This window comes from Priestia sp. FSL W8-0524 (assembly GCF_038005965.1).
In the GTDB taxonomy this organism is placed as follows: domain Bacteria; phylum Bacillota; class Bacilli; order Bacillales; family Bacillaceae_H; genus Priestia; species Priestia zanthoxyli.
Genome location: NZ_JBBOUG010000001.1, coordinates 2389728 through 2412655 on the forward strand (window position 1 = coordinate 2389728; position 22928 = coordinate 2412655).

General features: G+C 39.0%; 21 protein-coding genes and 2 riboswitches. Of the genes, 4 read left to right on the forward strand and 17 right to left on the reverse strand.

Translation table 11 applies throughout. The features are described 5' to 3' along the window. Positions 1-11 precede the first annotated feature (11 nt). From cobJ to NST66_RS12160, 5 genes are all read right to left on the reverse strand, one after another. Positions 12-1634, reverse strand: a complete 1623-nt coding sequence (gene cobJ, locus NST66_RS12140; protein ID WP_034269175.1) for a precorrin-3B C(17)-methyltransferase — start codon at positions 1632-1634, stop codon at positions 12-14. A 13-nt stretch (positions 1635-1647) separates the two neighbouring features. Then, positions 1648-2028 carry a (2Fe-2S) ferredoxin domain-containing protein gene (locus tag NST66_RS12145; protein ID WP_033579174.1) on the reverse strand — a complete coding sequence of 127 codons (381 nt, stop codon included), beginning with the start codon at positions 2026-2028 and terminating at the stop codon, positions 1648-1650. A gap of 101 nt (positions 2029-2129) precedes the next feature. Further along, a riboswitch (cobalamin riboswitch) is annotated at positions 2130-2309 on the reverse strand. Positions 2310-2427: 118 nt separating this feature from the next. Further along, a riboswitch (cobalamin riboswitch) is annotated at positions 2428-2606 on the reverse strand. Between the two features lie 147 nt (positions 2607-2753). After that, positions 2754-2912 (reverse strand): hypothetical protein, encoded by a 159-nt coding sequence (locus NST66_RS12150; protein ID WP_014459832.1) that lies wholly within the window; start codon positions 2910-2912, stop codon positions 2754-2756. Positions 2913-3264: 352 nt separating this feature from the next. After that, positions 3265-4302 carry a M42 family metallopeptidase gene (locus tag NST66_RS12155; RefSeq protein WP_155008065.1) on the reverse strand — a complete coding sequence of 346 codons (1038 nt, stop codon included), beginning with the start codon at positions 4300-4302 and terminating at the stop codon, positions 3265-3267. A 107-nt stretch (positions 4303-4409) separates the two neighbouring features. Next, the gene (locus tag NST66_RS12160; RefSeq protein WP_033579176.1) at positions 4410-5681 is read right to left on the reverse strand and encodes a cation:dicarboxylate symporter family transporter; all 1272 of its coding nucleotides are present in this window, start codon (positions 5679-5681) and stop codon (positions 4410-4412) included. 386 nt (positions 5682-6067) lie between these two features. Here NST66_RS12160 and brnQ point away from each other — a divergent pair, with 386 nt between their 5' ends. Further along, positions 6068-7423 carry a branched-chain amino acid transport system II carrier protein gene (gene brnQ, locus NST66_RS12165; protein WP_155008064.1) on the forward strand — a complete coding sequence of 452 codons (1356 nt, stop codon included), beginning with the start codon at positions 6068-6070 and terminating at the stop codon, positions 7421-7423. A 39-nt stretch (positions 7424-7462) separates the two neighbouring features. Here the strand turns inward: brnQ and NST66_RS12170 are convergent, their stop codons facing one another. The 4 genes from NST66_RS12170 to NST66_RS12185 form a co-directional block, all read right to left on the reverse strand. Beyond that, positions 7463-7840, reverse strand: coding sequence for a hypothetical protein (locus tag NST66_RS12170; RefSeq protein WP_155008063.1), 378 nt, complete (start codon positions 7838-7840; stop codon positions 7463-7465). Positions 7841-8137: 297 nt separating this feature from the next. Then, on the reverse strand, positions 8138-8335 hold the full coding sequence (locus NST66_RS12175; protein WP_013057324.1) for an IDEAL domain-containing protein: 198 nt from the start codon (positions 8333-8335) through the stop codon (positions 8138-8140). 134 nt (positions 8336-8469) lie between these two features. Continuing rightward, positions 8470-9753 (reverse strand): ammonium transporter, encoded by a 1284-nt coding sequence (locus NST66_RS12180; RefSeq protein WP_033579177.1) that lies wholly within the window; start codon positions 9751-9753, stop codon positions 8470-8472. Then, on the reverse strand, positions 9750-10166 hold the full coding sequence (locus tag NST66_RS12185) for a hypothetical protein (protein ID WP_028413111.1): 417 nt from the start codon (positions 10164-10166) through the stop codon (positions 9750-9752). The genes NST66_RS12180 and NST66_RS12185 overlap by 4 nt, the downstream gene beginning before the upstream one ends. Positions 10167-10595: 429 nt before the next feature. On the opposite strand from NST66_RS12185, the gene NST66_RS12190 reads away from it, so the two are divergent. Further along, positions 10596-11048 carry a DUF1641 domain-containing protein gene (locus NST66_RS12190; RefSeq protein WP_013057327.1) on the forward strand — a complete coding sequence of 151 codons (453 nt, stop codon included), beginning with the start codon at positions 10596-10598 and terminating at the stop codon, positions 11046-11048. Between the two features lie 33 nt (positions 11049-11081). Beyond that, a complete protein-coding gene (locus NST66_RS12195; RefSeq protein WP_013057328.1) occupies positions 11082-12260 on the forward strand; it encodes an NAD(P)/FAD-dependent oxidoreductase in 1179 nt (392 codons plus the stop codon). Positions 12261-12305: 45 nt separating this feature from the next. Here NST66_RS12195 and NST66_RS12200 read toward each other — a convergent pair whose 3' ends face one another. The 4 genes from NST66_RS12200 to NST66_RS12215 all read right to left on the reverse strand — a co-directional run bounded on the left by NST66_RS12200 (position 12306) and on the right by NST66_RS12215 (position 17914). Next, positions 12306-13262 (reverse strand): AEC family transporter, encoded by a 957-nt coding sequence (locus NST66_RS12200; protein ID WP_034269159.1) that lies wholly within the window; start codon positions 13260-13262, stop codon positions 12306-12308. Positions 13263-13274: 12 nt separating this feature from the next. Beyond that, the gene (locus tag NST66_RS12205; RefSeq protein ID WP_033579179.1) at positions 13275-14978 is read right to left on the reverse strand and encodes an NAD-dependent malic enzyme; all 1704 of its coding nucleotides are present in this window, start codon (positions 14976-14978) and stop codon (positions 13275-13277) included. A gap of 237 nt (positions 14979-15215) precedes the next feature. Next, positions 15216-16667: a M20 family metallopeptidase gene (locus NST66_RS12210; protein WP_155008062.1), complete on the reverse strand. Its 1452-nt coding sequence runs from the start codon at positions 16665-16667 to the stop codon at positions 15216-15218. 23 nt (positions 16668-16690) lie between these two features. After that, the gene (locus NST66_RS12215; RefSeq protein ID WP_033579181.1) at positions 16691-17914 is read right to left on the reverse strand and encodes an MFS transporter; all 1224 of its coding nucleotides are present in this window, start codon (positions 17912-17914) and stop codon (positions 16691-16693) included. A gap of 169 nt (positions 17915-18083) precedes the next feature. Between NST66_RS12215 and NST66_RS12220 the strand changes: the two genes are divergently transcribed. After that, positions 18084-20162: a helix-turn-helix domain-containing protein gene (locus NST66_RS12220; RefSeq protein WP_047750835.1), complete on the forward strand. Its 2079-nt coding sequence runs from the start codon at positions 18084-18086 to the stop codon at positions 20160-20162. Positions 20163-20179: 17 nt separating this feature from the next. On the opposite strand, the gene NST66_RS12225 is transcribed toward NST66_RS12220, so the two are convergent. Genes NST66_RS12225 through NST66_RS12240 form a run of 4 tightly spaced genes read right to left on the reverse strand, consistent with a single transcriptional unit; the run spans position 20180 to position 22918 of the window. Continuing rightward, positions 20180-20650 carry a pyridoxamine 5'-phosphate oxidase family protein gene (locus NST66_RS12225; RefSeq protein WP_049164914.1) on the reverse strand — a complete coding sequence of 157 codons (471 nt, stop codon included), beginning with the start codon at positions 20648-20650 and terminating at the stop codon, positions 20180-20182. A 21-nt stretch (positions 20651-20671) separates the two neighbouring features. Continuing rightward, positions 20672-20896 (reverse strand): non-oxidative hydroxyarylic acid decarboxylases subunit D, encoded by a 225-nt coding sequence (locus tag NST66_RS12230; RefSeq protein ID WP_028413104.1) that lies wholly within the window; start codon positions 20894-20896, stop codon positions 20672-20674. 16 nt (positions 20897-20912) lie between these two features. Continuing rightward, positions 20913-22334: a non-oxidative hydroxyarylic acid decarboxylases subunit C gene (locus tag NST66_RS12235; RefSeq protein ID WP_182029344.1), complete on the reverse strand. Its 1422-nt coding sequence runs from the start codon at positions 22332-22334 to the stop codon at positions 20913-20915. Between the two features lie 2 nt (positions 22335-22336). Further along, entirely contained in the window at positions 22337-22918 is a 582-nt protein-coding gene (locus NST66_RS12240; protein ID WP_049164919.1) for a non-oxidative hydroxyarylic acid decarboxylases subunit B, read from the reverse strand. Between the last annotated feature and the right edge of the window lie 10 nt (positions 22919-22928).

Here is a 22928-nt window from a genome sequence, read left to right on the forward strand (position 1 = left end):
CCCTCCCATTTTTAATCTCCACACGGAGCTGGTTCTACTTTTATTTTTGGTGTTATATCTTGATAGTCGAATCCATAAACATTCTTCACACGCTTAAAGAATTTATGAAACCGCTCATTTGGATGACCTTTTTCTTTATATTCATGGACAATGTTCTCCACTATTTCAACAATGTCATCGGGCGCTATGCCTTCCGCCACAATTTGACCTGAATGGGCGTTTCGTCCAACCGTTTTAGCCCCTAAAAATAAGTCAAACGCACCTTTTCTGTAGACAATGCCGATATCTTCTTGAACAGCACCGTAACAGGCCATACCGCATCCATTAATACCAAGCTTCAGCTCTTTTGGCATGTCCATTCCACCGAGACGCTTTTGTAATTGTTCCGTATGCGGGATGGCGTCACTTTTTTCTCCATCACAAAAATCACACGCTTTAATTGTAAACACGTCTCCGACTGGAGATAGTAAAAAGGAAGCTGATTGGAGCTTTTTAATAATCACATCTGGCTGAGCCGTTGGAATTTGCAGTTTGATTTGATGGTCAGGCGTATACTCCATCGTACCTTTTTCACCAACAACTTCTGCTAGTGTTGTCATTTGAACGGGCGTAAACTTCTTATTCGCAAGCCCTGGACTAACTGCCACTTCAAAAATAGACTCAATTGGCTGGTGTACGACCGGTGAAGTAGTTTCACCTAAAATTGCTTGAAGCGCTTCTTCTGCCAGAGCTCGTGAAGCTGCTTTTTCTTCTTTTGTATTCTGAACATCTTCAATAGCTGAAGCCGTTTGCTTTACAGTCTCCTCTTGATCAAGAGCCCATGGTTCTGCTTCTTTTCGAAGTCGCTGATGCGGTCTTAGCGGCTGCTCTGTTTGGTTGAGGGTATATTTCCGCTGATACCCGCGCGGTGTAATCATTAAGTCATCGTAAAAGAACGTAGATGAATTTCCGACAACAACGGTAGTCAGCATGCCTATTTCATGATTTAACATGTCTTTTAAATTGGTCATTACCACTTCTTCACGGTCACGATAAGCGCTTTTCACAAGACCAACAGGCGTATCGGGGGAACGGTATTTTAATAAAATCCTTTGCGCTTCCACAATTTGTCTTGTGCGTCTTCCGCTTTTCGGATTATAAAAAGCTACTACAAAATCTGCTTGTGCAGCTGCTTCGATTCGTTTTTCGATTAACTCCCAAGGCGTAAGGTGGTCACTTAAACTAATCGTACAGGCATCATGCATCACGGGCGCCCCAAGGAGAGATGCGCATGAATTAATAGCCGAAATGCCAGGAATCACTTCCAGCTCTACGCCCGTTTCTTTTTTCCATCCTTTTTCAATCAACACTTCATACACAAGGCCGGCCATTCCGTATACTCCTGCATCTCCGCTTGAAATGACCGCCACGGTTTTTCCCGCTTCAGCTTGCTTTACGGCTTCTTGTGCACGGCTTACTTCTTCGGTCATTCCTGTACTAATAATTTGCTGATTCGTTAATAGTCCTTGAATTAATTCCACATAGGTTTTATAACCAATGATCATATCACTTTCTTGAATGGCTTCTCTTGCTCGCTGTGTAATATGTTCAAAGCTTCCTGGGCCGAATCCAATAACTAACAGTTTACCTTTCATGCTAGCTCCTCCTTTATGCGTTACTTTTTACTTTGTCAATTCCTTCTATGGAGTCACTCTTTTCCGGAGAAACAAAACCGTTTTGATCATATTCATAAATAAGTGATTCCTTTATACTGCAGCCTCCTGCTAAATGTTCTTCAACAATTCGATGAGCTACGTTTTCAGTGACCTGCTTGTACCAATCTCCTGAAGGGTACACGATAGCTACAGGAGCATCTTTGCATCTTCCGTTACAGCGCGTACGGGTTGTGTGAACCGCTTCATCTAGATTCAGTTCAGTCACTTTATTTCGAATAGCTTGCGTGGCTTCTTCTCCACCTTTTCTCATACAGCTGCTTCCATTACAAATCAATACGTGATGTTTTGTTCCATTTAAGTTCCACGTCGTCACACTTATTCGCTCCTTTACTAAAAAAACGCCTCTATCAATGATAGAGGCGCAGAAAAATTCAAACTAAGTTTTTGCACTTCCACCTATATCCCGTAGGGTAAGCTTCGCATTAAAAAAAGGCTGGTTTCCTGACTTCGATTCATCACTTGATTGCGCCTTCCCGAATACAGTGGCATATGCAATCAGCTCCTCTTCACAGTGGCGGGTACCGCGCTGGCTTCACACCAGACTTCCCATTTAACGCAATGTGAGCATTGCGCACCTTTTTTGCACGATATGTAGTTTTGTGCTACGAGAAAAACCCGCTTCGCTAATATGCGAGCAGGTAAAACGTCAGAATAAAAGTGTACACGAATGCCACTTTAAGCCAACGTTTCCCTTCCCGCTCCCCGGAGAAATAGAAACTTCACAATAAAGACAGGTCTCCTGACTTGTGTATCATTCTACTTGAGAACCTTCCCGTGATTTTTCCACAGTGGTTATACTCGTTCGTCCACACTTACAGTTGCGGGGGCAGTACTGGTCTTTCACCAGTTTCCCTATTAAGCCTTCTTGGCATCTTTACTGTTGCTGTTTGATATATATGAACCTTTTAAACTATCAGAATAATAGAAGTAACTACCATATCATAGCGTACATTTTTTTTTATTTCAACTCTATTCTTTTCGTAAGATACAAGAAGCTATAAAAAAAACAAGAGCATAAAGTCAGCTCTTGTTTTTTCATTATATAGCTACTAATGTTAAATGAGGATCATTATAATACACGACTTCTGAAAGAACTTTACAGCCATTTGTTTTTGCAAAAGCTTCTCTCGCCTGCGTTTCAGTTTCAAATTCAAACATTTTCATTTCTTTTCCAGCATATACCGTCAGTACCCACATGAAAAGATTCGCCTCCGATTATTGTAGTGATCGCTATATCCACATTATGACGAAACCATATCCTTTTGAAAACCCATTCTACAAAACTTGTCACAAGAAACTTTTAAAAATTTAAAAACATTTTAACTTCTGTAAATGAACAAAATGTACAAAAGGTTTAAGCCGTATTATACCTCTTTAAAAAAGGTGCTTTTTTTACCAACTGTTGCTTCACCAGTAAAAATATATATAGTATTTATTAAAAAAAGAAGCCGGACAGCCGGCTTCTTTTTTAGGAAAGGAAAGTACAGACATCACAGTCCCGTCCTGCTCTTTGTTTTGCATAAAAATACACTAATTAAATATTCCTTTCTTAAAGCAGAACCATGTTCGATTGCACATAGTGGTAAAGAATCTTGTACGTATGGTTCAATGAATCTTGATGCGTTCTCTCAAACGCATGAGAAGAATCAATTCCTGGACCAATTAAGCCGTGTACGATGTCATGCCCGGCACGAATAGCAGCAGAAGCATCTGATCCGTAAAACGGATAAATATCTAATTTGTACTGAATATCATGCTGCTTAGCTAGCTCCACCAAATGCTTTCTCAAACCGTAATGATATGGGCCGCTTGAATCTTTTACACAAATAGACACGGTGTATTCATCAGTAGATTGTCCATCTCCCATGGCACCCATATCGACCGCTAAGTATTCTACCGTTTGAGGCGTAATATTCGAATTTCCTCCGTATCCAATTTCTTCATTATTTGAAATAAGAAAGTGCGTAGTGTATGGCAGTTCGATCTGCTCTTCTTGAATTGTTTTCATGAGCTGAAGCAATAAAGCTACGCTTGCTTTATCATCGAGATGACGAGATTTAATAAAACCGCTTTTTGTTATTTCTACACGAGGATCAAACGAAACAAAGTCGCCGACTTCAATTCCAAGACTGCGAACATCTTCTGCGCTATGTACTTTTTCATCCAATCGAATTTCTATATTATCTTGATTTCGCTCAGCTTTACCTGCATCTTTATACACATGAACAGATGTTTGATGCATAAGGATGGTCCCTGTAAATACTTCTCCTGCTGACGTTTCGATTTCACAATATTCTCCTTCAATGGAATTGTAGCGGAACCCTCCAATCAAGTCGATTTTCAGACGTCCACTCGGTTTGATTTCTTTTACCATAGCACCTAATGTATCGACATGAGCCGTCAGCATGCGGTGATGATCCGTATCTTTACCGGGAATAGTAGCGACTAAGCCTCCTTTTCGATTGCGATACGTTTGAATATTTAGCTCTTTTACATAGTCTTCGACAAATGAAATCACCTTTTCTGTATTTCCAGAAGGACTGGGAATCGAAACAAGCTTTTTAATTAACTGAACAGTTTCCGTCATTATGACACTTCCTTTGTCTCTCATTTCTTTTATTTTACCATATGTTTCAAAAAAGATAACAGGCAGCTCCAAACAAAAAAGCCAGGCAGCTGCCCGGCTTTTTTGTTTTAAGCTATGTTTGATTTCTTTAATTCATTTGTGTAATTTAATGATTTTTGCTTATCAAACTCGCCTTCAGACTTGGACATTACAATTGCAGCTAAAGCATTTCCTACTACGTTAACTGTGGTACGCATCATATCAAGAATGCGGTCAATTCCTGCAATAAATGCCATGCCTTCAAGAGGGAAGCCCATAGATTCAAGCGTAGCAAGTACAACTACAAACGATGCCCCTGGTACACCAGCCATCCCTTTTGAGGTTAACATTAACACAAGAAGGAGCTGAATTTGATCCATAATGGAAAGGTCAATGCCGTACATTTGAGCAATAAACAGCGATGCCAGCGCCTGATAAATGGTTGAACCATCTAAATTAAACGTGTAGCCTGTTGGAATAACAAACGATGTAACCGATTTAGAACAACCGAAGTCTTCCATCTTTTTGATAAGAGATGGTAAAACGGCTTCTGAACTTGCTGTTGTAAAAGCAAGAAGCAGCTCGTCTTTTAACACTTTTATGAGCGTAAACATGCTTGTTCCAGCCATTTTAGCAATAATTCCAAGAACCACAAGCACAAAGAAAATCATGGTGAAGTAAACGGCGAACACTAATTTCCCTAATGGAATAAGTGATCCGACACCAAACTTTATAATATTAACACCAATAAGTGCAAATACACCTACTGGAGCAAATTTCATCACCAAATTAGTTACCCAAAACATTGCATCCAAGACGCCTTCAAAAAAGGCTAAAACAGGTTTTCCTCTCTGTCCAATCGAAGCTACGCCTACACCAAACAGTACGGAAAATAAAATGATTGGTAAAAGATCGCCTTCTGCTACCGACTGAAAGACGTTTGTCGGAACAATATGAAGAAGCTCCTGAGCAATCCCTGTACTTTCAGACGTTTTTGCCGTTGCCTCATATTGAGAAATATCGCTTTTTTCAATATGTCCCATATCAACCCCTGCACCAGGGTGGAATAAGTTCGCGGCAATAATCCCCACTACAATCGCAATGGTTGTAACAATTTCAAAATAAAGAATTGTTTTTCCGCCAAGCTTACCTAATTTTTTGATATCGCCTACTCCTGCGACCGCTACGATTAATGCTGAAATCACGATCGGTACGACAATCATCTTAATTAAATGAATAAATATGTCTCCAATTGGCTGTAAAATAGAAATGGCCGTATCGCTTCCGTAAAAGATAGCACCTACAGCTACGCCTAAAATCAGTCCAATTAGAATCTGAGTTGCTAGACCTAACCTTTTCACTTTCTTGCTCCTTTCGCACAGTTGACTTTCACCCATCGAGCATATGCGGTTCAACGAACCGTGTATAAATATACATCCTTACAGCACCTTATGTAAACAGTTCTTTACTAAAAAAATGTAAGGCCGCACATGCAAATTTTTAAAACTTACAGTTCTGTTTTATCATATCAAATGATTGTTGTATACCGAGATTTTTTCGCTGCGTATTTTTCTATTTTTGCTATTTTAGCGAATAAATTAAAAAAATAAAATTTTATATTGAAATATACATTTTAGGTTAGTATAATACGATACATGTTTATTTTTATTATTCGAATATAAAATTCTGAAAATTTTAATTATTCAACACGATAATAAAAAGCATTTATAATTTTGGAGGTTTTAATGTGTCAAACAAAGTTCCTTTTTCATTTATAGTGGTTATTGGCTTTATGCTTTTTGCCCTATTCTTCGGCGCAGGTAATTTAATTTTCCCTGCAATGTTAGGTCAGTCTGCTGGAAGCAATATTTGGTCAGCAAATGCTGGATTTTTAGTAACGGGTGTAGGTCTGCCTCTGCTAGGCGTTCTCGCGTTTGGTTTTTCCGGAAAAGAGGATCTGCAGTCTTTAGCTAGTCGTGTACACCCAGCTTTCGGTATTATCTTTACTACGATTTTATACTTGGCAATTGGACCGCTTTTTGCAATGCCAAGAACGGGAAGTGTTTCGTTTGAAATTGGCGTTAAGCCTTTTTTATCAGAAAATTCAGGTCACCTTCCCCTTATCATTTTCACGGTAATTTTCTTTACGATTACGTGCTTTTTTTCGCTAAATCCTGCGAAAATTGTCGATTTAGTAGGAAAAGTTTTAACACCTATTAAATTAACGTTTATTGGAATATTGGTAGTTGTAGCCGTTGTGAACCCAATTGGAAAATTTGAAGCACCAAGCGAAGCTTATACAACGCACGCATTCTTTAAAGGCTTCCAAGAAGGTTATTTAACAATGGATACACTAGCATCATTTGTTTTTGGAATTATTATTATTAATGCAATTAAAGAAAAAGGAGCAAAGACCAACCGACAAATCATCACAATTTGTGCAAAAGCTACGGCTATCGCTGCCGTTATTTTGGCTCTTATTTATAGTGCATTGTCTTATATGGGTGCTTCAAGCGTATCAGAGCTTGGACGTCTTGATAACGGAGGTACGGTTTTGGCTGAAGTATCAAATTACTACTTTGGCTCTTACGGAGGAATTCTTTTAGGTCTGATGATTACCGTTGCTTGTTTAACAACAAGTGTAGGCCTTGTAACATCTTGTTCATCTTTCTTCCATAAGCTGTTTCCAAAGGTTTCTTATAAGTTGATTGCTGTCATTTTATCAGCTTTCAGCGCCGTTGTAGCAAATTTTGGCTTAACGGAATTAATCGCTATTTCGGTTCCAGTCTTAACAGCTATTTATCCGTTAGCTATTGTGTTAATTGCTTTAACATTCTTACATCCTTTATTTAAAGGACGTTCTGAAGTTTACCAAGTAAGCCTTCTGTTCACGTTTATCGTTAGTTTATTTGATGGCTTAAATGCTGCTGGATTCAAAATTGCCGCAGTAAACGATCTGTTTACATCGATTCTACCTATGTATGGAGTGGGTCTCGGCTGGGTAGTTCCTGCTATTGTAGGAGGATTAATCGGTCTTGGCATTACCTTCCTTCGTACAAATGATAATACGAACAGAAACACTTCAAGAAAATTGATTAAATAAAAAGAGGATGCAAATGCATCCTCTTTTTATTGTGGCGTTTTATGAATAAGGAGTTTTTTTCTCCGTTAACTTCACTTCTTCCTTTAACACACGTTTTTCATATAGATATTTATCCGTTCGTTGAAAATGATATTTATCAGCTTTTTCTTTTTCAGATGTGGTCAAAAGCACTCGAACATCAGAAGCAGCTGACACATCAAACGTGTCATTTTGATAAGTAGCATACGGAGCTACAAAAAACACTTCTTCAACAGCATCACGAGGAACTTCTTTTGTAAAAGTCGTGTCATTGTATGGAATGAATCCATTTGCTACATCGCCTTTATCATAGCTAATCAGCTTTACACACCCATTTTCCGTTTCATAACATTCGTAGTCTCGTTCATTATATGCTGCATACAAACCTTTTCGAATCATAAAAAAACATTCCTTTACATTGGTTTAGCAACCGCTGGTACAAATCGTTTTTCTTCTACCACGTAGGTAGCTAAAAGTACTTCTTCCCCATTTACCACTTGATATAGTTCCGCTCCGTTTGCTGGTGGATAATAGTTATCAAATTTGAACTCTGGAACGGTTTCCCCGTTTCGAGATCCTGTAAACCCATTAAGCGTACATGGAGGTCCATAATTATTACTAATTAATCCCTTTTAGTAGGTCTCAAAAATAAAACACACCATCTAAAATAGATGGTGTGTGAAGTATAGTAAGTAATTAAGAAATTTGTTTAAGTTCTGATGAGAGTTTTAGAAACTCTTCTTTATTTTTCATCAATAGCGTGCGGTCGATTTCTTCTTTTAGCTGTGCTTTACGAAATTCTGCAATCGCCTTGTCTAAAATCATCTCAGCGAATAATGCATCAAGCACCTTTCCGTTGGATTTTTGCGGTGAATTAAGTAAATTCTTTTTCATAAGAAATCAACTCCTTGGCTTTTTTATAATATAACACAAATATTCTGACTTTTCAATCATTTAAACCAAGTATTTTACATCTATTTTTTTCCACATAAAAAGGCCGCCCTTTTGTTATAAGGCGCGGCCTTTTATTACGAATCTGCGGCTTTTTCTTTTACTTCCGCATAGTAGTTTTCATATTCAATAAATTCAGGAGCTTGATGAGCTGCCATGATACCGTGGTAACTGATGTCTAAGCCCACTTCTTCTTCTTCTTCCGTAGATCGAAGCGGAACCACCAAGGAAATAACCTTTAACCCTATCCACGTCGTAACAAATCCCCAAGCGCATAGAGCAATTAATCCGAGAAGTTGAACACCTAATAACGTCCAGCTCCCTCCTGTAAACACACCGCCGTCTGTAGAAAATAAACCCACAGCCAACGTGCCCCATATTCCCGAAGCAGCGTGTACAGGAAAAGCTCCTACAGGATCGTCGATTTGACGTGCTTCGAGCCAGTTTGTAGCTGCCATCATTAATAAGCCGGATACAGCTCCAATAAAAATAGCAGATGGTGTATTAACAAAAGCGCACCCGGCCGTGATGCCGACAAGTCCGGCAAGCGATCCATTTATTACAGAAGGTGCATCTGAACGATTGTAGCGAAATAAAGTATAAAATAAAGTAGCTGCTCCCCCTGCTGCTGCTGATAACATTGTGACAATAGCAATGTGACCAATTCTAACGTCAGTGGCACTTAGCGTACTTCCTGCATTAAACCCGAACCATCCAAACCATAATAAAAAAGCACCCACTGATGCAAGCGGCAAATTGCTTGGAAGAGAAACAGAACTAATTCCATTTTTCGTGAACTTCCCTTTTCTCGGTCCAATCATTATTGCAGCTGCTAAAGCTGAAAAACCGCCTAAAGCATGAATAACTGCCGAACCGGCAAAATCAAGCATCCCTAACTTACTAATCCATCCGCCTCCCCAAATCCAGTGGCCGGCTATAGGATAAATAAATGTAGTCATTAAAATCGCATATAAAAGATATGCGCGGAAATTAATTCGTTCTGCCACCGCTCCAGAAACGATAGAAATGACCGCAATAACAAACGCACATTGAAACAGCCAAAATGTTTCAAGCCCAATTGGAATGTCAAGGTGCGATAAATTACCTGAGAGCGCAAAACCGCTTTTACCGACGATTCCGCCTAAATCATCTCCGTACATTAATCCAAACCCAATTAAATAGAAACAAAGCGTTCCTATTGTAATATCAGCGAATACTTTCATAATAATATTGACGCTATTTTTATAGCGGACAAAACCTGCCTCTAGCAAGGCAAAGCCGCCTTCCATTAGCAAAATCATCGCGGCTGTTAATACAACCCACGTTGTATTTATCCCTAAACTTAGTTCATTAACACTCATATCCCAACGCCTCCACTGCTTTTTAATCGTTTTATTTCTTGTACAATAGCAGGCGAAAGCGTAATTTCACTTGTTTCTTCATTTTCCGCTTTTATTAATTCAAGAACTTCATGAAGTTCTCGCATTTGTGCTTTAAGGTGATCAATTTTTTTAAAGCGTTCCTTTACGTATACCATATACTCGACCGCTTGATGCTGACTTAAAGGACGCCCGGTAAAAAATTTGCGAAACGGTGATAGTGATTGATACCAAGCTTCTTCAGCACGTTTCTTTTCTTCGTATTTACTAATTTTCGCTTTTATATCTTCTATTTCTTGTGCTTTAGCTTCTTTTAACTTCATTATAAATTCAATTAATTTTAATTGAGGCAATGTAATGACCACATTATGATAAAGTTCATCCACTATAACCATGTTATATCTCCTTACATAAGATGTTATATTCTGATTATATGTAGAACACTATAGTAAGTCAATGTAATTTTTTGAAAACTCTTTAAATAGTAAATGCGCCCTATCTTTTTAATACTTATAGAATATTAAGTTCGTATGTGTTGAAATATGACGTTATTTGTTTTATCGTAGGAAGAGGAATCATGTTAGTTCCCTATTTTAATTTTATTTACCTAGGCAATTATTCGCTTTATTTTTTATAAACTTTTATTAAACAAAGGGTTACGAGGTTCTTCACTTATTTTTTCAACGAAATGAGTTGATTTTATCTCGTATTAAAATTAAAATAGAATTATGTGCAAGATTTCACAACTTCACAATGTAGTTTGAAAGTCTAGCAGATAACTAGGAACTACATATGCAACAGTATCCAGCAAAGGAGGACTTTTCATGTCTCAATCAACTATTCAAAAATCAGCTGCAGAGGAAAATGCTGCTGTACAAACAGAAGCGGCGGTTAACAAAGGTCAAGCGGATGTGTTAGATCAATTGTTAAAGCCTGAAGTACAAGAAGCTCTTACTGTTCTTGTAGATAATTTACCAAAATTATCTGAAATGGTAACGGTGCTTACAAAAACTTACGACGTTGCGCAATCATTATTAACTGACGACGTATTAAAAGAAGATCTACTTGGTGGAGTAAAAGAATTTATCGAGCCAGTAGAAGGAACAGTAAAAGGTCTTGCAGCTACTGCAATCGAAGCAAACGATCGTGCAGAAGCAAATGCTTCTAATTCAATCGGTTTATTCGGTTTATTACGCATGCTTAAAGATCCACAAGCTCAAAAACTATTCCGCTTTGCACAAGCGTATTTAGACATTACAAACGAAAAACAAAAATAATTTTCATTAAAAAGTGTGGACGGAGGATCGACTATGTCAAAACATATTTTAATTTTAGGCGGCGGTTACGGTGGTTTATTAACTGCAATGACAGCTCGCCAACACCTAAGTGCGGATGAAGCAAAAATTACAGTAGTGAACCGTTTTGCTACTCACCAAATCATTACAGAATTACACCGTCTAGCTGTAGGCGGCGTTTCTGAACAAGCGGTAGCTTTACCACTTGATAAATTACTTAAAAACTACAACGTTGATTTAAAAATTGCAACGGTAAAAGAAATTTCACCAGATCAACGTGAAGTATCTCTTGAAGATGGTACAAAATTAAGCTACGACTACCTTGTTACAGCTTTAGGTAGTGAAACTGCTTACTTCGGTATCCCTGGTTTAGAAGAGCACAGCTTCGTTCTTAAATCAGTAAATGATGCAAACCGTTTACGTGCACACGTAGAAGCTTGTATCGCTGAATACAGCAAAACAAAAAATAAAGCTGACGGTACAATCGTAGTTGGCGGTGGCGGATTAACAGGTATCGAACTTGTTGGTGAATACGCTGACTTAATGCCAAGCCTATGTCTAAAACACGGTGTGGATCCAAAAGAAATTTCTCTATACTGTGTAGAAGCAGCTCCTACAGTTCTTCCAGGCTTCCCTGCTGAATTAGTAGAGCGCGCTCAATCAAGCTTAACAAAACGTGGCGTTACATTCGTTACTGGTACACCTGTAACAAAAATGGATGCTACAACTGTTGAACTTAAAGACGGCAGCAAAATTGAAACAAAAACAATGGTATGGACTGGCGGAGTTCAAGGTAACTCTGTAGTTGCTAACTCAGGTATCGAAGTAAACCGCGGTCGTGCACTTGTAAATGAATTCTTACAATCTACATCTCATAAAGATGTATTCCTTGCTGGTGACTCAGCGGTTGTAATGGGTCCAGAAGGTCGCCCTTACCCACCTACTGCTCAATTAGCTTGGCAAATGGGTGAAGTTGTAGGCGTGAACTTAGCAGTAGCTATTCGCGGCGGAGCAATGGAATCATTCGTTCCTGTCTTCTCTGGTACACTAGGAAGTCTTGGACGCAAAGATGCAATTGGTACAATCGGCGGAAACAAAACGCAATTAAAAGGTTTACCAGCATCACTTATGAAAGAAGCAAGTAACGTTCGTTACTTATCTCATATCAAAGGATTATTCGCATTAGCTTATTAATCCGTCTTAAAACGAAAGAGGAATTTCCCTCTTTCGTTTTTTTATTTACATAAGCCAAGAAATAAGAAGCGGAAGCGTAATCAACGATAAAATAGCACTAATGACAAAAGCAGAGGCCGTTTCGTTTTCCAAGCTTTCAAACCTCAAAGCAATCATCGCAGCTACAGCAGACCCAGGAAAAGCTACCAGTAAAATAGCTTTTGTCACTTCATCTGAAGACAGCCCTATCCATACTGCAATTCCGAGCATAACGATCGGTTGAACCGCTACTTTTAAGACAGCGATCCCAAGCGCGCCTTTACTGAAGTTAATTTTTCCAATTCCAATCGTTACTCCTACCGCAAACAAAGCTGCTCCGGATGTGATACTTCCAATTTGATCAAGCATATCCTGTAACAGTTTAGGTGACTGAAAGCCGCAAAGCGTTAAAATCACTCCAATTAACGGGACACATGCCAAAGGCTCAGATAGACCATGCAAAATAGAATGAACCGTTACTTTGAATAAACTTGTTTTCTCTTCCCCTTCTTTTCGTCCCCTTTGGCCAACGGTTCCCAAAATCGTTGCCAACGGATCTAAAATCGCGTTCACCACGATTCCTGTGATGGCAATTGGAATCGCTACTGCACCTGCACCAAACAAGCCTCCAAGTACCGGAATGCCCATAAAAGCAAACGTTGGCTGAGCTGAGTTTAGAGCAAACATAGAAGAAGAAGTTAGCGTATGCTTCCCTGCATACTTCACGATGAGCAATATAATGAGATAAAACCCGACGATGCCTAAAATCAGCACAACTAAAAACGGCCATTCATCTATGAGTGTTTTTCTTGGCGTTGTCGTCACACCTACAAATAAGTGTGCAGGAAGCGCAAACTTCGTTACTAATGTGTTAAGCCCCTTAGACGTTTGCTTGTCAAATTTTTTAAAATGCCCTGCTAAATAACCAAGCAAAATGACAAAAAAGATAGGCGCGAGAATGAGAAAAATTTGACCTATGCTCATTTATCATTCACCTCATTCATTTCTTGCCTTAACAGGTTTATAAACAGGCTGCCATACCGCTTCTTCTACAAGTTCAGCTACATTTTTTTCGGTAACAGTTGCTACGTTATCTTTTACAGCAGCATCGGCAACTGCCACAGCAACCGCCTTTGATACTTTTTGAAGATCTTTAATATTTGGAAGAAGCGTATCTCCTTTTGTATCTGTTTCTGCTATACGCGCTACTGCATTGGCTGCTTCTGCAAACATAGATTCAGTAAACTTTTGAGCGCGAACCACAATTGCACCTAAACCAAGACCTGGAAACACAAATGCATTATTAGCCTGTCCGATTTCGTAAGTGTGCCCGTTATATTCAACGGGTTCAAATGGACTTCCTGTTGCAATAAGGGCTTTTCCTTCCGTCCATTTTATAATATTTTCCGGAACAGCTTCAGCAAGTTTAGTTGGGTTTGAAAGCGGCATAATCACCGGGCGCTCTACATGCTTTGCCATTTCTTTAATAATTTCTTCGGTAAAAGCATCCGTGACGCCTGATGTTCCAATTAAAATCGTTGGCTTCACTTGCTTGACAAGCTCCAACAGTGAAATTTTATTTTCATCGCCCTTTTCCCATTCTTTAATCTCTTCATTTTGGCGAACATATGGCTGTTGAAAAGGAGCTAAATCTTCCATATCTTCCGTTAACAGACCTCTGTAATCATATGCCCAAAAACGATCATATGCTTCTTCTTCAGATAACCCTTCAAGCATCATCGCACTATGAATACGATCAGCATTCCCAATTCCAGCAGATCCCGGTCCAAATACAACAACCCGCTGATCTTTTAAAGGCGTACCTGTAATACGGACGGCTGTTAAAACGGCTGCAAGAGTAATTACTCCCGTTCCTTGAATATCATCATTAAATGTTAAAATTTTATCGCCGTATTCTTTCATAATGTGTCGCGCGTTAATATTACCAAGATCCTCCCAATGAAGAAGCGCTTTAGGAAACTTGGCCGTTATTTCTTTTACAAATTGAGCGATAAAACGATTATAGTCTTCTCCTTTTACTCGTTCATGACGATTTCCTAAATACAAAGGATCTTCAAGAAGCTTTTTATTATTGGTCCCCATGTCAAGAACAACAGGCAGTACGCGGCTTGGGTCAATTCCTGCTGCAGCTGTGTAGACCGCTAACTTTCCAACTGCGATATTGATCCCTCCTACTCCCCAGTCCCCAATTCCTAAAATACTTTCTGAATCCGTGACTACAAGCAAATCAATATCTTCGCTGTCGAGCCCTAAGTTTTCAATCGCCTCACTTAATCTGTCCGCTTCATTTACGGATAAATATAAGCCGTCAGGACGATGATATTCATGGCTGTATTCTTGAATAGATTGACCTACAGTAGGCGTGTAAATAATGGGAAGCATTTCACTTAAATGATCGGTTAATAAACGATAAAACAACACAACGTTCCGGTTATGCAGATCATTTAACGAATTATTTTTTTGAAGATCATTCGGCGCTTTTTCGAACTGCTCATATGCTCTTTTTGCCTGCTCTTTTAACGTTAAGACCGTTGGAGGAAGAAGTCCCTGCAGATGAAGCTCTTCTCTTTCTTCTTCAGTAAAAGCAGAGCCTTTATTTAAATAAGAAGTGGATAAAACTGATTTTCCTTTTAGTGAAGTTGAAATTGACCCATCTTTTTCTACTTTATATGCTCTCATGTTTTTACCTCTTTTCGTGAACAATTAGATAGGGTTAGGTTCAGCAAAGAGATATATTTTTAACCATTTATTTTTAATGAAAACAAAAAAGAGATTGAGGCATAACTACATCAATACAATCTAAAGACGAAAAAACGGGATAAATGAAACCTGTGTTCAACCTAACAATAAAAAAATCCGAACGATTCATCGTCCGGATCTTCCTTACGCCAAAATACGTTTTTCCCGCTTCGTTTTTTATACCATGCTGTAGTCTTCCTCCTCACTTTCTGAGTAATTAGGTGGCTGTATATGTGAAGGCACAAGACATTCATAGCTTTCCCCTTCTAGTCTATCCTCCAGCTCTTGTTTCGCTTGACTAATCAGCTCTTGATTTTCTATCATTTCAATCGCCGTAGCCGCGATGGATTTTCCAGCCAATAACATCGCATCATGGGCATACTCCGTTTTCCCTTGAGCAACAGCTTGCCATGTATGAAACGGCGTAGCATAAGCCCACGTTGCGGTCACGCACTGTGCAGTGGGAACATTCCAGCTAACGTCTGCAACATCAGTTGATCCTGTCATGAAGGAAACATTTTTAGACATAGGAGCAATTTGATTGAAGACTGGATGATTTGCTAAAGCTCTGTCTAGCAGTGAACCCACTTGTTTTTTTGCTGCTTCTTTGTCTTCAGCGGATGTAGACTCGTAAATAGCTTTGGCAAAGACTATTTCTTCATGTTTCACCTCAGCCAAATTTATCTGCATCATTTGTTTATGCATCAGCTGCTCCATTGTTTGATTTGGAATTAGATTAGCGCAGGCTCCTTGAATTTCCTGTTCCATTTGTGTTTCAGTCATTAAAGCCGCTCCCTTTGCAATTTTCACAACCCGTTCATAAAGTTCTTTTACTTGAGATGGCTTCGGAGCACGAATTAAGTACATGACTTCCGCTTCTGCTTGAACAACATTAGGAGAAATGCCTCCGCTGTTTGTAATGGCATAGTGTACGCGCGCTTCATCTATCATATGTTCACGCAAATAATTCACACCAATATTCATCAACTCTACAGCGTCTAAAGCGCTTCTGCCAAGGTGAGGACTAGCAGCTGCATGACTGCTTCTTCCTTTAAATTTAAAAGTTGCTTGCATAACCGCATTCGATGACGTATGCATGACACCATTAACGGTAGCCGGATGCCACGAAAACGCGATGTCTACATCTTGGAAAAATCCTTCTCGTACCATATACGTCTTTCCGTAGCCACTTTCTTCAGCTGGACATCCATAGTATCGAACGGTTCCCGGAACATTTTTTTCTTTTAAGTATTCTTTGACTGCAAGCGCAGCTGCTAGTGAGCCTACGCCAAGTAGGTTATGTCCACACCCATGGCCATTTCCATTTTTTTTGACTGGATCTGCTACTGCACACTTATCTTTTTGACTCAGCCCGGTAAGCGCATCATATTCACCAAGAATAGCGATAATCGGATAACCGTGCCCGTAACTTCCAATAAAACCTGTTTCAAGGTTAGCAATATGTGTACGAAGCGTAAACTCTTCTTTTTCTAACATGTCGCAAATTAGCTGTGCCGACTTATACTCTTCAAACCTCGTTTCTGCATATTCCCATATTTGATCACTGATTTGAGTTAGCTCGTGTCGCTTTTGTTCAATAAGTTGTTCGACTTTTTTGACAATATCCATGAGACACTCTCCTTTTTCCCTCATTATTTAACAGCATTTTGTGCGTTCACTACCACTTTTGCAGGTCGAATCGAAAACAACGAAATAGCACAGACAAGAGCGCAGATAATTAATAAAGCAAACGCTGCATTATAAGACCCGCCAAACGATTGTACTAAAAAACCAATAAGCATTGGTGTTAATACGCCGGCTGCTTGAGCCCCTGTATTAATAAAACCATTTGCTGAACCGACCACTGATTCAGGCAACATTTTTAAAGGAGCTGAAGCGATTAAAATCACATTAAATGAAAACAGTAAAGTTACTGCGCTTTGAAAAACGATAAACATGCCTACGCTAGGTGAAATAGCCATTAAGCAAAGAAAAACGCCCATCAGTAAACCAAAAACCGCTGCTATCGTCTTGTCTTTTCCTTCTGGAAGCTTGTCTAAAATAAAGCCGCTAACAAACATTCCTATAATGCCTACAAATGCTGGGATAGCGGAAAGAAAACCGATGTCCGTTAAATTCAAATGTCTTACTTCGGCTAAATATGTAGGCATCCACGACATGAGCCCCCAGTTAATAGCGTAAATACTGAAATAGGCAATAAATAAATTCCAAATCATCGGGGTTTTGATAATTTCTTTTAATGTCATCTGCTTAGCAGGAATAGCAGAAGCCTCTCTTTTTTCCCCCTGCTGCTTTTCTTTTAGTAAAAAAACAAACAGAACTGTAATAACAAGCCCGATGGCTCCTATGATATAAAAGATACTTCTCCAGCTTATTGTTTGCATCAGCTGCGTCGCCAGAATCGGTGTCACCACGCCCATAATCGTACCTGACGATAACAAAAAAGACATGGCTCTACTGCGTTCTTGCTGAGGAAACCACCCTGCGATTCCTTTTGACGCAGATGGAAAATAGCTCCCTTCCCCTAATCCAAATAAAAAGCGAATGATAATAATAGAAGCAAAAGACCAGGCCATTCCGGTAAAAACCGTAAACAAAGACCATAAAAGCACGGCGATTGTAATGACTTTTTTAAACCCAAAGCGGTCTGCTAGCCACCCACCAGGTATTTGCATCAGTGCATATCCTGCAAAAAAACTGCTTAAGATGATGCCTGTAGAAGAAGCATTAAGGTGTAGATCTTTCGAGATATCTAAAATAGCGTAATTAATAATAAAACGATCTAAGTTTCCAAGCGACCAGCCTAAAAATAATAAAAATAAAATGATGTATTTCCAGTTCGACCTTGCTAGCATAAACGCACTCATCTCCTTTTTATTCCATTTAATGTAATGTTTTGTAACAAATCGGTTCGTTACATAAATATTAAAAAATTCTGACTATTTTTTCAATGTGCATTTCTATATAATAAGAACTATAACTATGTATTTTTTTACATTAAGTAGTCTATAAGGGGTTGTTAATATGAGTGATTTATTAGCTAATATGAAAGGTTATCTTACATCTATTATTAAAAACAGTTCTTATCAAATTTGGACAAGTATTGATTCTGCAAATTTTAACATGATTTTTTCCAGTTCTTTATGCTCATCCCTGACTTACACTCCTCCCACTAGCCTACATAACGGCAGTGATTCCTTTCAAAAGCATATCGCATATGAAGAGTTCGAAGAAATTTACTTATCCTTTCCAAACCGGTATGCGTTTGTTGTTCGCATATTTGCTAAGCATGACTGGACACCACAACAAATAAAGAAGCTATCCGCTAACTTTTCTCCTTATGTGCTGCAAAAAAAGCTAGAGCGGCATGAGCACATTTTGAACGTACTTATGAAAAGCATTAAGGAAATCTCGCTTTTACAAGACTCTGACTATCTATTAACAAGAATTCTAGAAAATGCTCTTTCAGTTATTTCTGTTGCGGATATGGGCGTGCTGTGGATGTTTGATTCTTCCACTGAATTTCTTTTGCCTCGCGCCTGGTCCGGGGGGCCAAACAATGAAATTCAAAACATGAAAATGAAAGTTGGCGAAGGAATTATCGGAAAGACATTTCAGCATAATAAAAGCTATATGTATACGAACTTAGAGGATATAGTACGCGATTCTTCTACTATGACTGACGATAATATTCACTATCTTAATCAGTCCTATACATTTACACACATTCAATCTATTATTTCTGTCCCAATTTGCATGGAAGAACAAACGGTATGCGTACTCATTATTTATCAAAACGGTACAACTCCTCTTTTAAATGAAGAGGATAAAGAATTGTTAGAAAGCTTTTCCGATCAAGTTTCGATTGCTCTCTTAAACTCAGCGCTTTTTGAAGATGTAAAAAAACAAAATGAACTTTTAATACGTCGCGATCAAATTCATCGCACATTCATGAACGTTTCACTTCAAAGTAAAGGAATTGAACCGATACTTACCGAATTACGCCGAATGGTTACATCTCCCGTCACCATTGTAGATTTTGTTGATAATAAGACCTATGGCTTTTTAAAATTTCTTGATGTAGACACAAAAACAGCTGAATTTCACACGCATTTTGTTTTACATACAAAAGCTTGCTTTTATACTATTGAGTCACACAACCAGAAGCACAGCGTCTACATTCAACCGATACACGGCATTGATACGCTCTTAGGGTTAGTTATTCTGCAGACAAATCAAGAAGATCTTTCCTCTCTAGATCAAGTGGCACTCGAACAAAGCAGCTCTGTTATTGCACTAGAAATGCTGAAAAAACAAACGTTAGTCGATTTATTTTACAAGCGAACGCATGAACTATTTAGTGAATACTTATCATGTTATGACACCACTTTACTGTATCAAAAAGCAAATGAGCTAAACATTGATACAAAAAAGCATATTCTAGTCGCTCTTATTACCATTCGTTCACAGGCGGACCTGCAGCTCTTAAACTTACATCTTCATCGCCTTGTATCTGACATCAAATCGGTTTTCAGCTTAAAAGCGCCGGTCGTATACGGATTCGACACGAAAGTAACCATTGTATTCACGCTTGATTCTTATGAAGACCATCATGCTATTATCAAACAATTAGAAGATTCACTCTCAAAATGGCGTTACTACAATGAATGTCATGTAAAAATAGGGATTGGAAGTCGTTATTCTCACTTTACCCAAATAGAAAAGAGTTATAGTGAAGCTGAAAAAGCTGTCTCTTACCTTCTGTCTCAGCAGCAAGATGGATGCATGTTGTATGAGGAAATAGGAATTAACCGGCTATTTATTAATCAATCGAAAGAAGAAGTCAAAACCTTTATTGATGAAGTATTTGTCCCTCTTAAAAACAATCATTTGAACGATGAACCTTTAGAACAAACGCTAGAAGCGTATTTTGATAACAACCGCTCGGCTTCACTTACAGCTAAGCAGCTTCATATTCACGTTAATACACTCTATCAGCGGTTGAAGAAAATCGAAGATAAGATGAACATATCATTTACAAATAGTGAACATCTATTAAAAGTGCAGCTAGCGTGCTATTTGAAAAAATTTCACTACAGCTGAAAAACCAATTCTTATTTTTAAGAATCGGTTTTTTCAGTAGAAAGAACAGCCTTAATTGATTGCTTCCAGCGGCTCAGTACCTCTTTGAAATCATGAAGCTGAAATTGAATGCCCGATGTTAAAACTGCATATTTTGCGTAATCTTCTTTAACAGCGGCTACTTCTCCCGTAAATAGCTCATAGCCTGATAACACAGGAGCTTCTTTTTTTAGCCGAAATTTAATGTAATAAGCTTTGCCTTCAACAACTAATGTAACGGTTGCCTTATGATTCTGTATCATGTTTTTTGAAGACGTGGTATCTTTCCATACTAACAGCTTGACGCGCGAAGAGCTAATAGCTACCAGCTCTCCTGCGCTAATCATTGCTACATGAGGAAACCCCTCGGATGTCACTGTAGATAGCAGCATCGCATCATGCTGTTTCCTTTCTAGATCTTTCCCATTTAAAAATACGCGCACGGCTTTTGGCAGCTCTGCTTTATTCATTTTACTTACCACCTTTGCTCATTAAGATCGGGGTGGCACAGGAGGTACGTGCGTTGCCAGCGGTACGTCTTTTGGATTGATTTTAAATGGTCGAGGGTATTTTTCAGGATTGGTGATCGTCTCAGGTTCAGAAGAACGCCAAGTAAACAAACACACGTTGCATAAGTAAATCTCCCAGGCTCCTTCAACTGGTGATTTAGATACTAAGTTCGCTTGTTTGGCTTCACATCTTGGACAAGTATGCATGTCGATTCCTCCTTGTTTATTTTTGCATCATATTCGTTAAGATTTTTTCCCATTTTTCAGTTTCAAGTGGTGTATCTAAAGGCTGCGAGTAGTGGCCTCTTGTTTCTGGTGCAACCGGTGTTGTAGCATCCAAAATCATTTTATCTGTAATACCAGCCGGATCAGATCCTGGATCAAGTGGCAGAACTGAGAGATTAGGCACTGTTATAACATCATGTTTTGGGTGCATTTTTGTCGATAGCGCCCACATGACTTGCGGTAAATTAAACGGATCCACATCTTCGTCTACTAAAATAACTAGCTTGCAATATCCTAATCCATGCGGCGTAGTCAATGCCCTCATACCAACCGCCTTAGCAAATCCTCCGTATCGGCTTTTCGTTGAAATGATAGCAACGAGACCATGAGTATACATCGCGTTCACCGCTTCAATCTCTTCAGGATATGATTCTTTTAGCTGCTGATATAAAGGAACGCTTGTATTGATTCCAATTAAATAATCTGTTTCTGTCCAAGGCATACCGATATATAGACTTTCAAAAATAGGATCTTTGCGATGGTATACGCGATTGATTTTGATAACAGGCATGCTTCTGCCACCGGAGTAATGACCTGTAAATTCACCAAAAGGACCCTCATACTCACGTTCACCAGCTAAGATTTCTCCCTCTAAAATCACTTCTGCTCCCCAAGGTACATCTAAATCAGAAAGCTGAGACTTCACAATTCTGTACGGCTCACCTTGAATAGCTCCTGCCATTTCATACTCTGATTGATCGTAATGAAGCGGCGTAGCAGCTGCTGTGACAATCGCGGGTTCACATCCTAAAGCAATTGATACAGGGAGGTTTTCACCTTTTTCTTCGGCTTGTTTCAAGTGAATGGCAATATCATGCTGTGGCACGGGCTGAATGCCTAGACGATCTTTCCCTTTGACCTGCATACGATATATACCTACGTTTTGTTTGCCGAAATGCGCCTTATCATGCTGATCACGAGAAATAACGCACGCTTTATCTAGATAATAGCCTCCGTCTCCTTGATTCAAGCGGAACAATGGCAAAAGGTCGAATAAGTTAATATCATCTTTAATTTCACACTCATGAAATGGCGCTGTTTCTTCTCTTTTCACTTTAACAGGAAATTTTTCATATCTCCGAGCAAACTCAAAGAACTGTTCTTTTACAGGAGTTGATTTAGGCAGTCCCATCATTAACGCGTGATTTGACCAGGAACCCATTACGTTTAGGGCTACCTTTGCGTTGTTATATCCATAAATATTTGTAAATAATAATCCCGGCGTTTGATCTCCTAAATTACTGATGGCTTGACCTGCTGAACCTAAATCCGGATCTGGCTGCACTTCATCTGTAATCGTCAGCAGCTGCCCTTCTTTATGTAGCGTATCAAGGAAATCTCTAAAGTCTTTATAAGCCATGTTTATTTTCCTCCTTGTGATAAATGTTTAATTCCATTCCATCTTTTTGCCTCAGGAAGCTCAATTCCTAATTGATCTAACGTTCGAACAGCAATATGCATGACAATATCATCAATTGTCTCAGGTTTGTTATAAAAAGCTGGCATAGGAGGCACGAGGATAGCTCCCATTTTTGAGAGATCCAGCATGTTTTCTAAATGAATCGTATTCAAAGGCGTTTCTCGAGGAAGTAGCACCAGTGGCTTTCTTTCTTTTAACATCACATCTGCCGTTCTTGCTATTAAGTTATCTGCTAGTCCCATTCGAATAGATGCTAATGTTTTCATGCTGCAAGGACTTACAATCATTCCGTCTATACGAAATGAACCGCTCGAAATTTTTGCTGCTTGGTCTTGATATGAATAACAATAATCTGCTAGCGCTTCTACTTGCCTAACGCTATACGGTGTTTCCAGCTTAATTGTGGCATGAGCCCAAGACGACATGACTAAATGCGTTTCAACAGAAGCCTTCTTCAAAAGCTCTAAAATTCGAATACCTAGAATAGCTCCTGTGGCTCCTGTTATTCCTACAGCTATTTTCATTTCTTTTCCT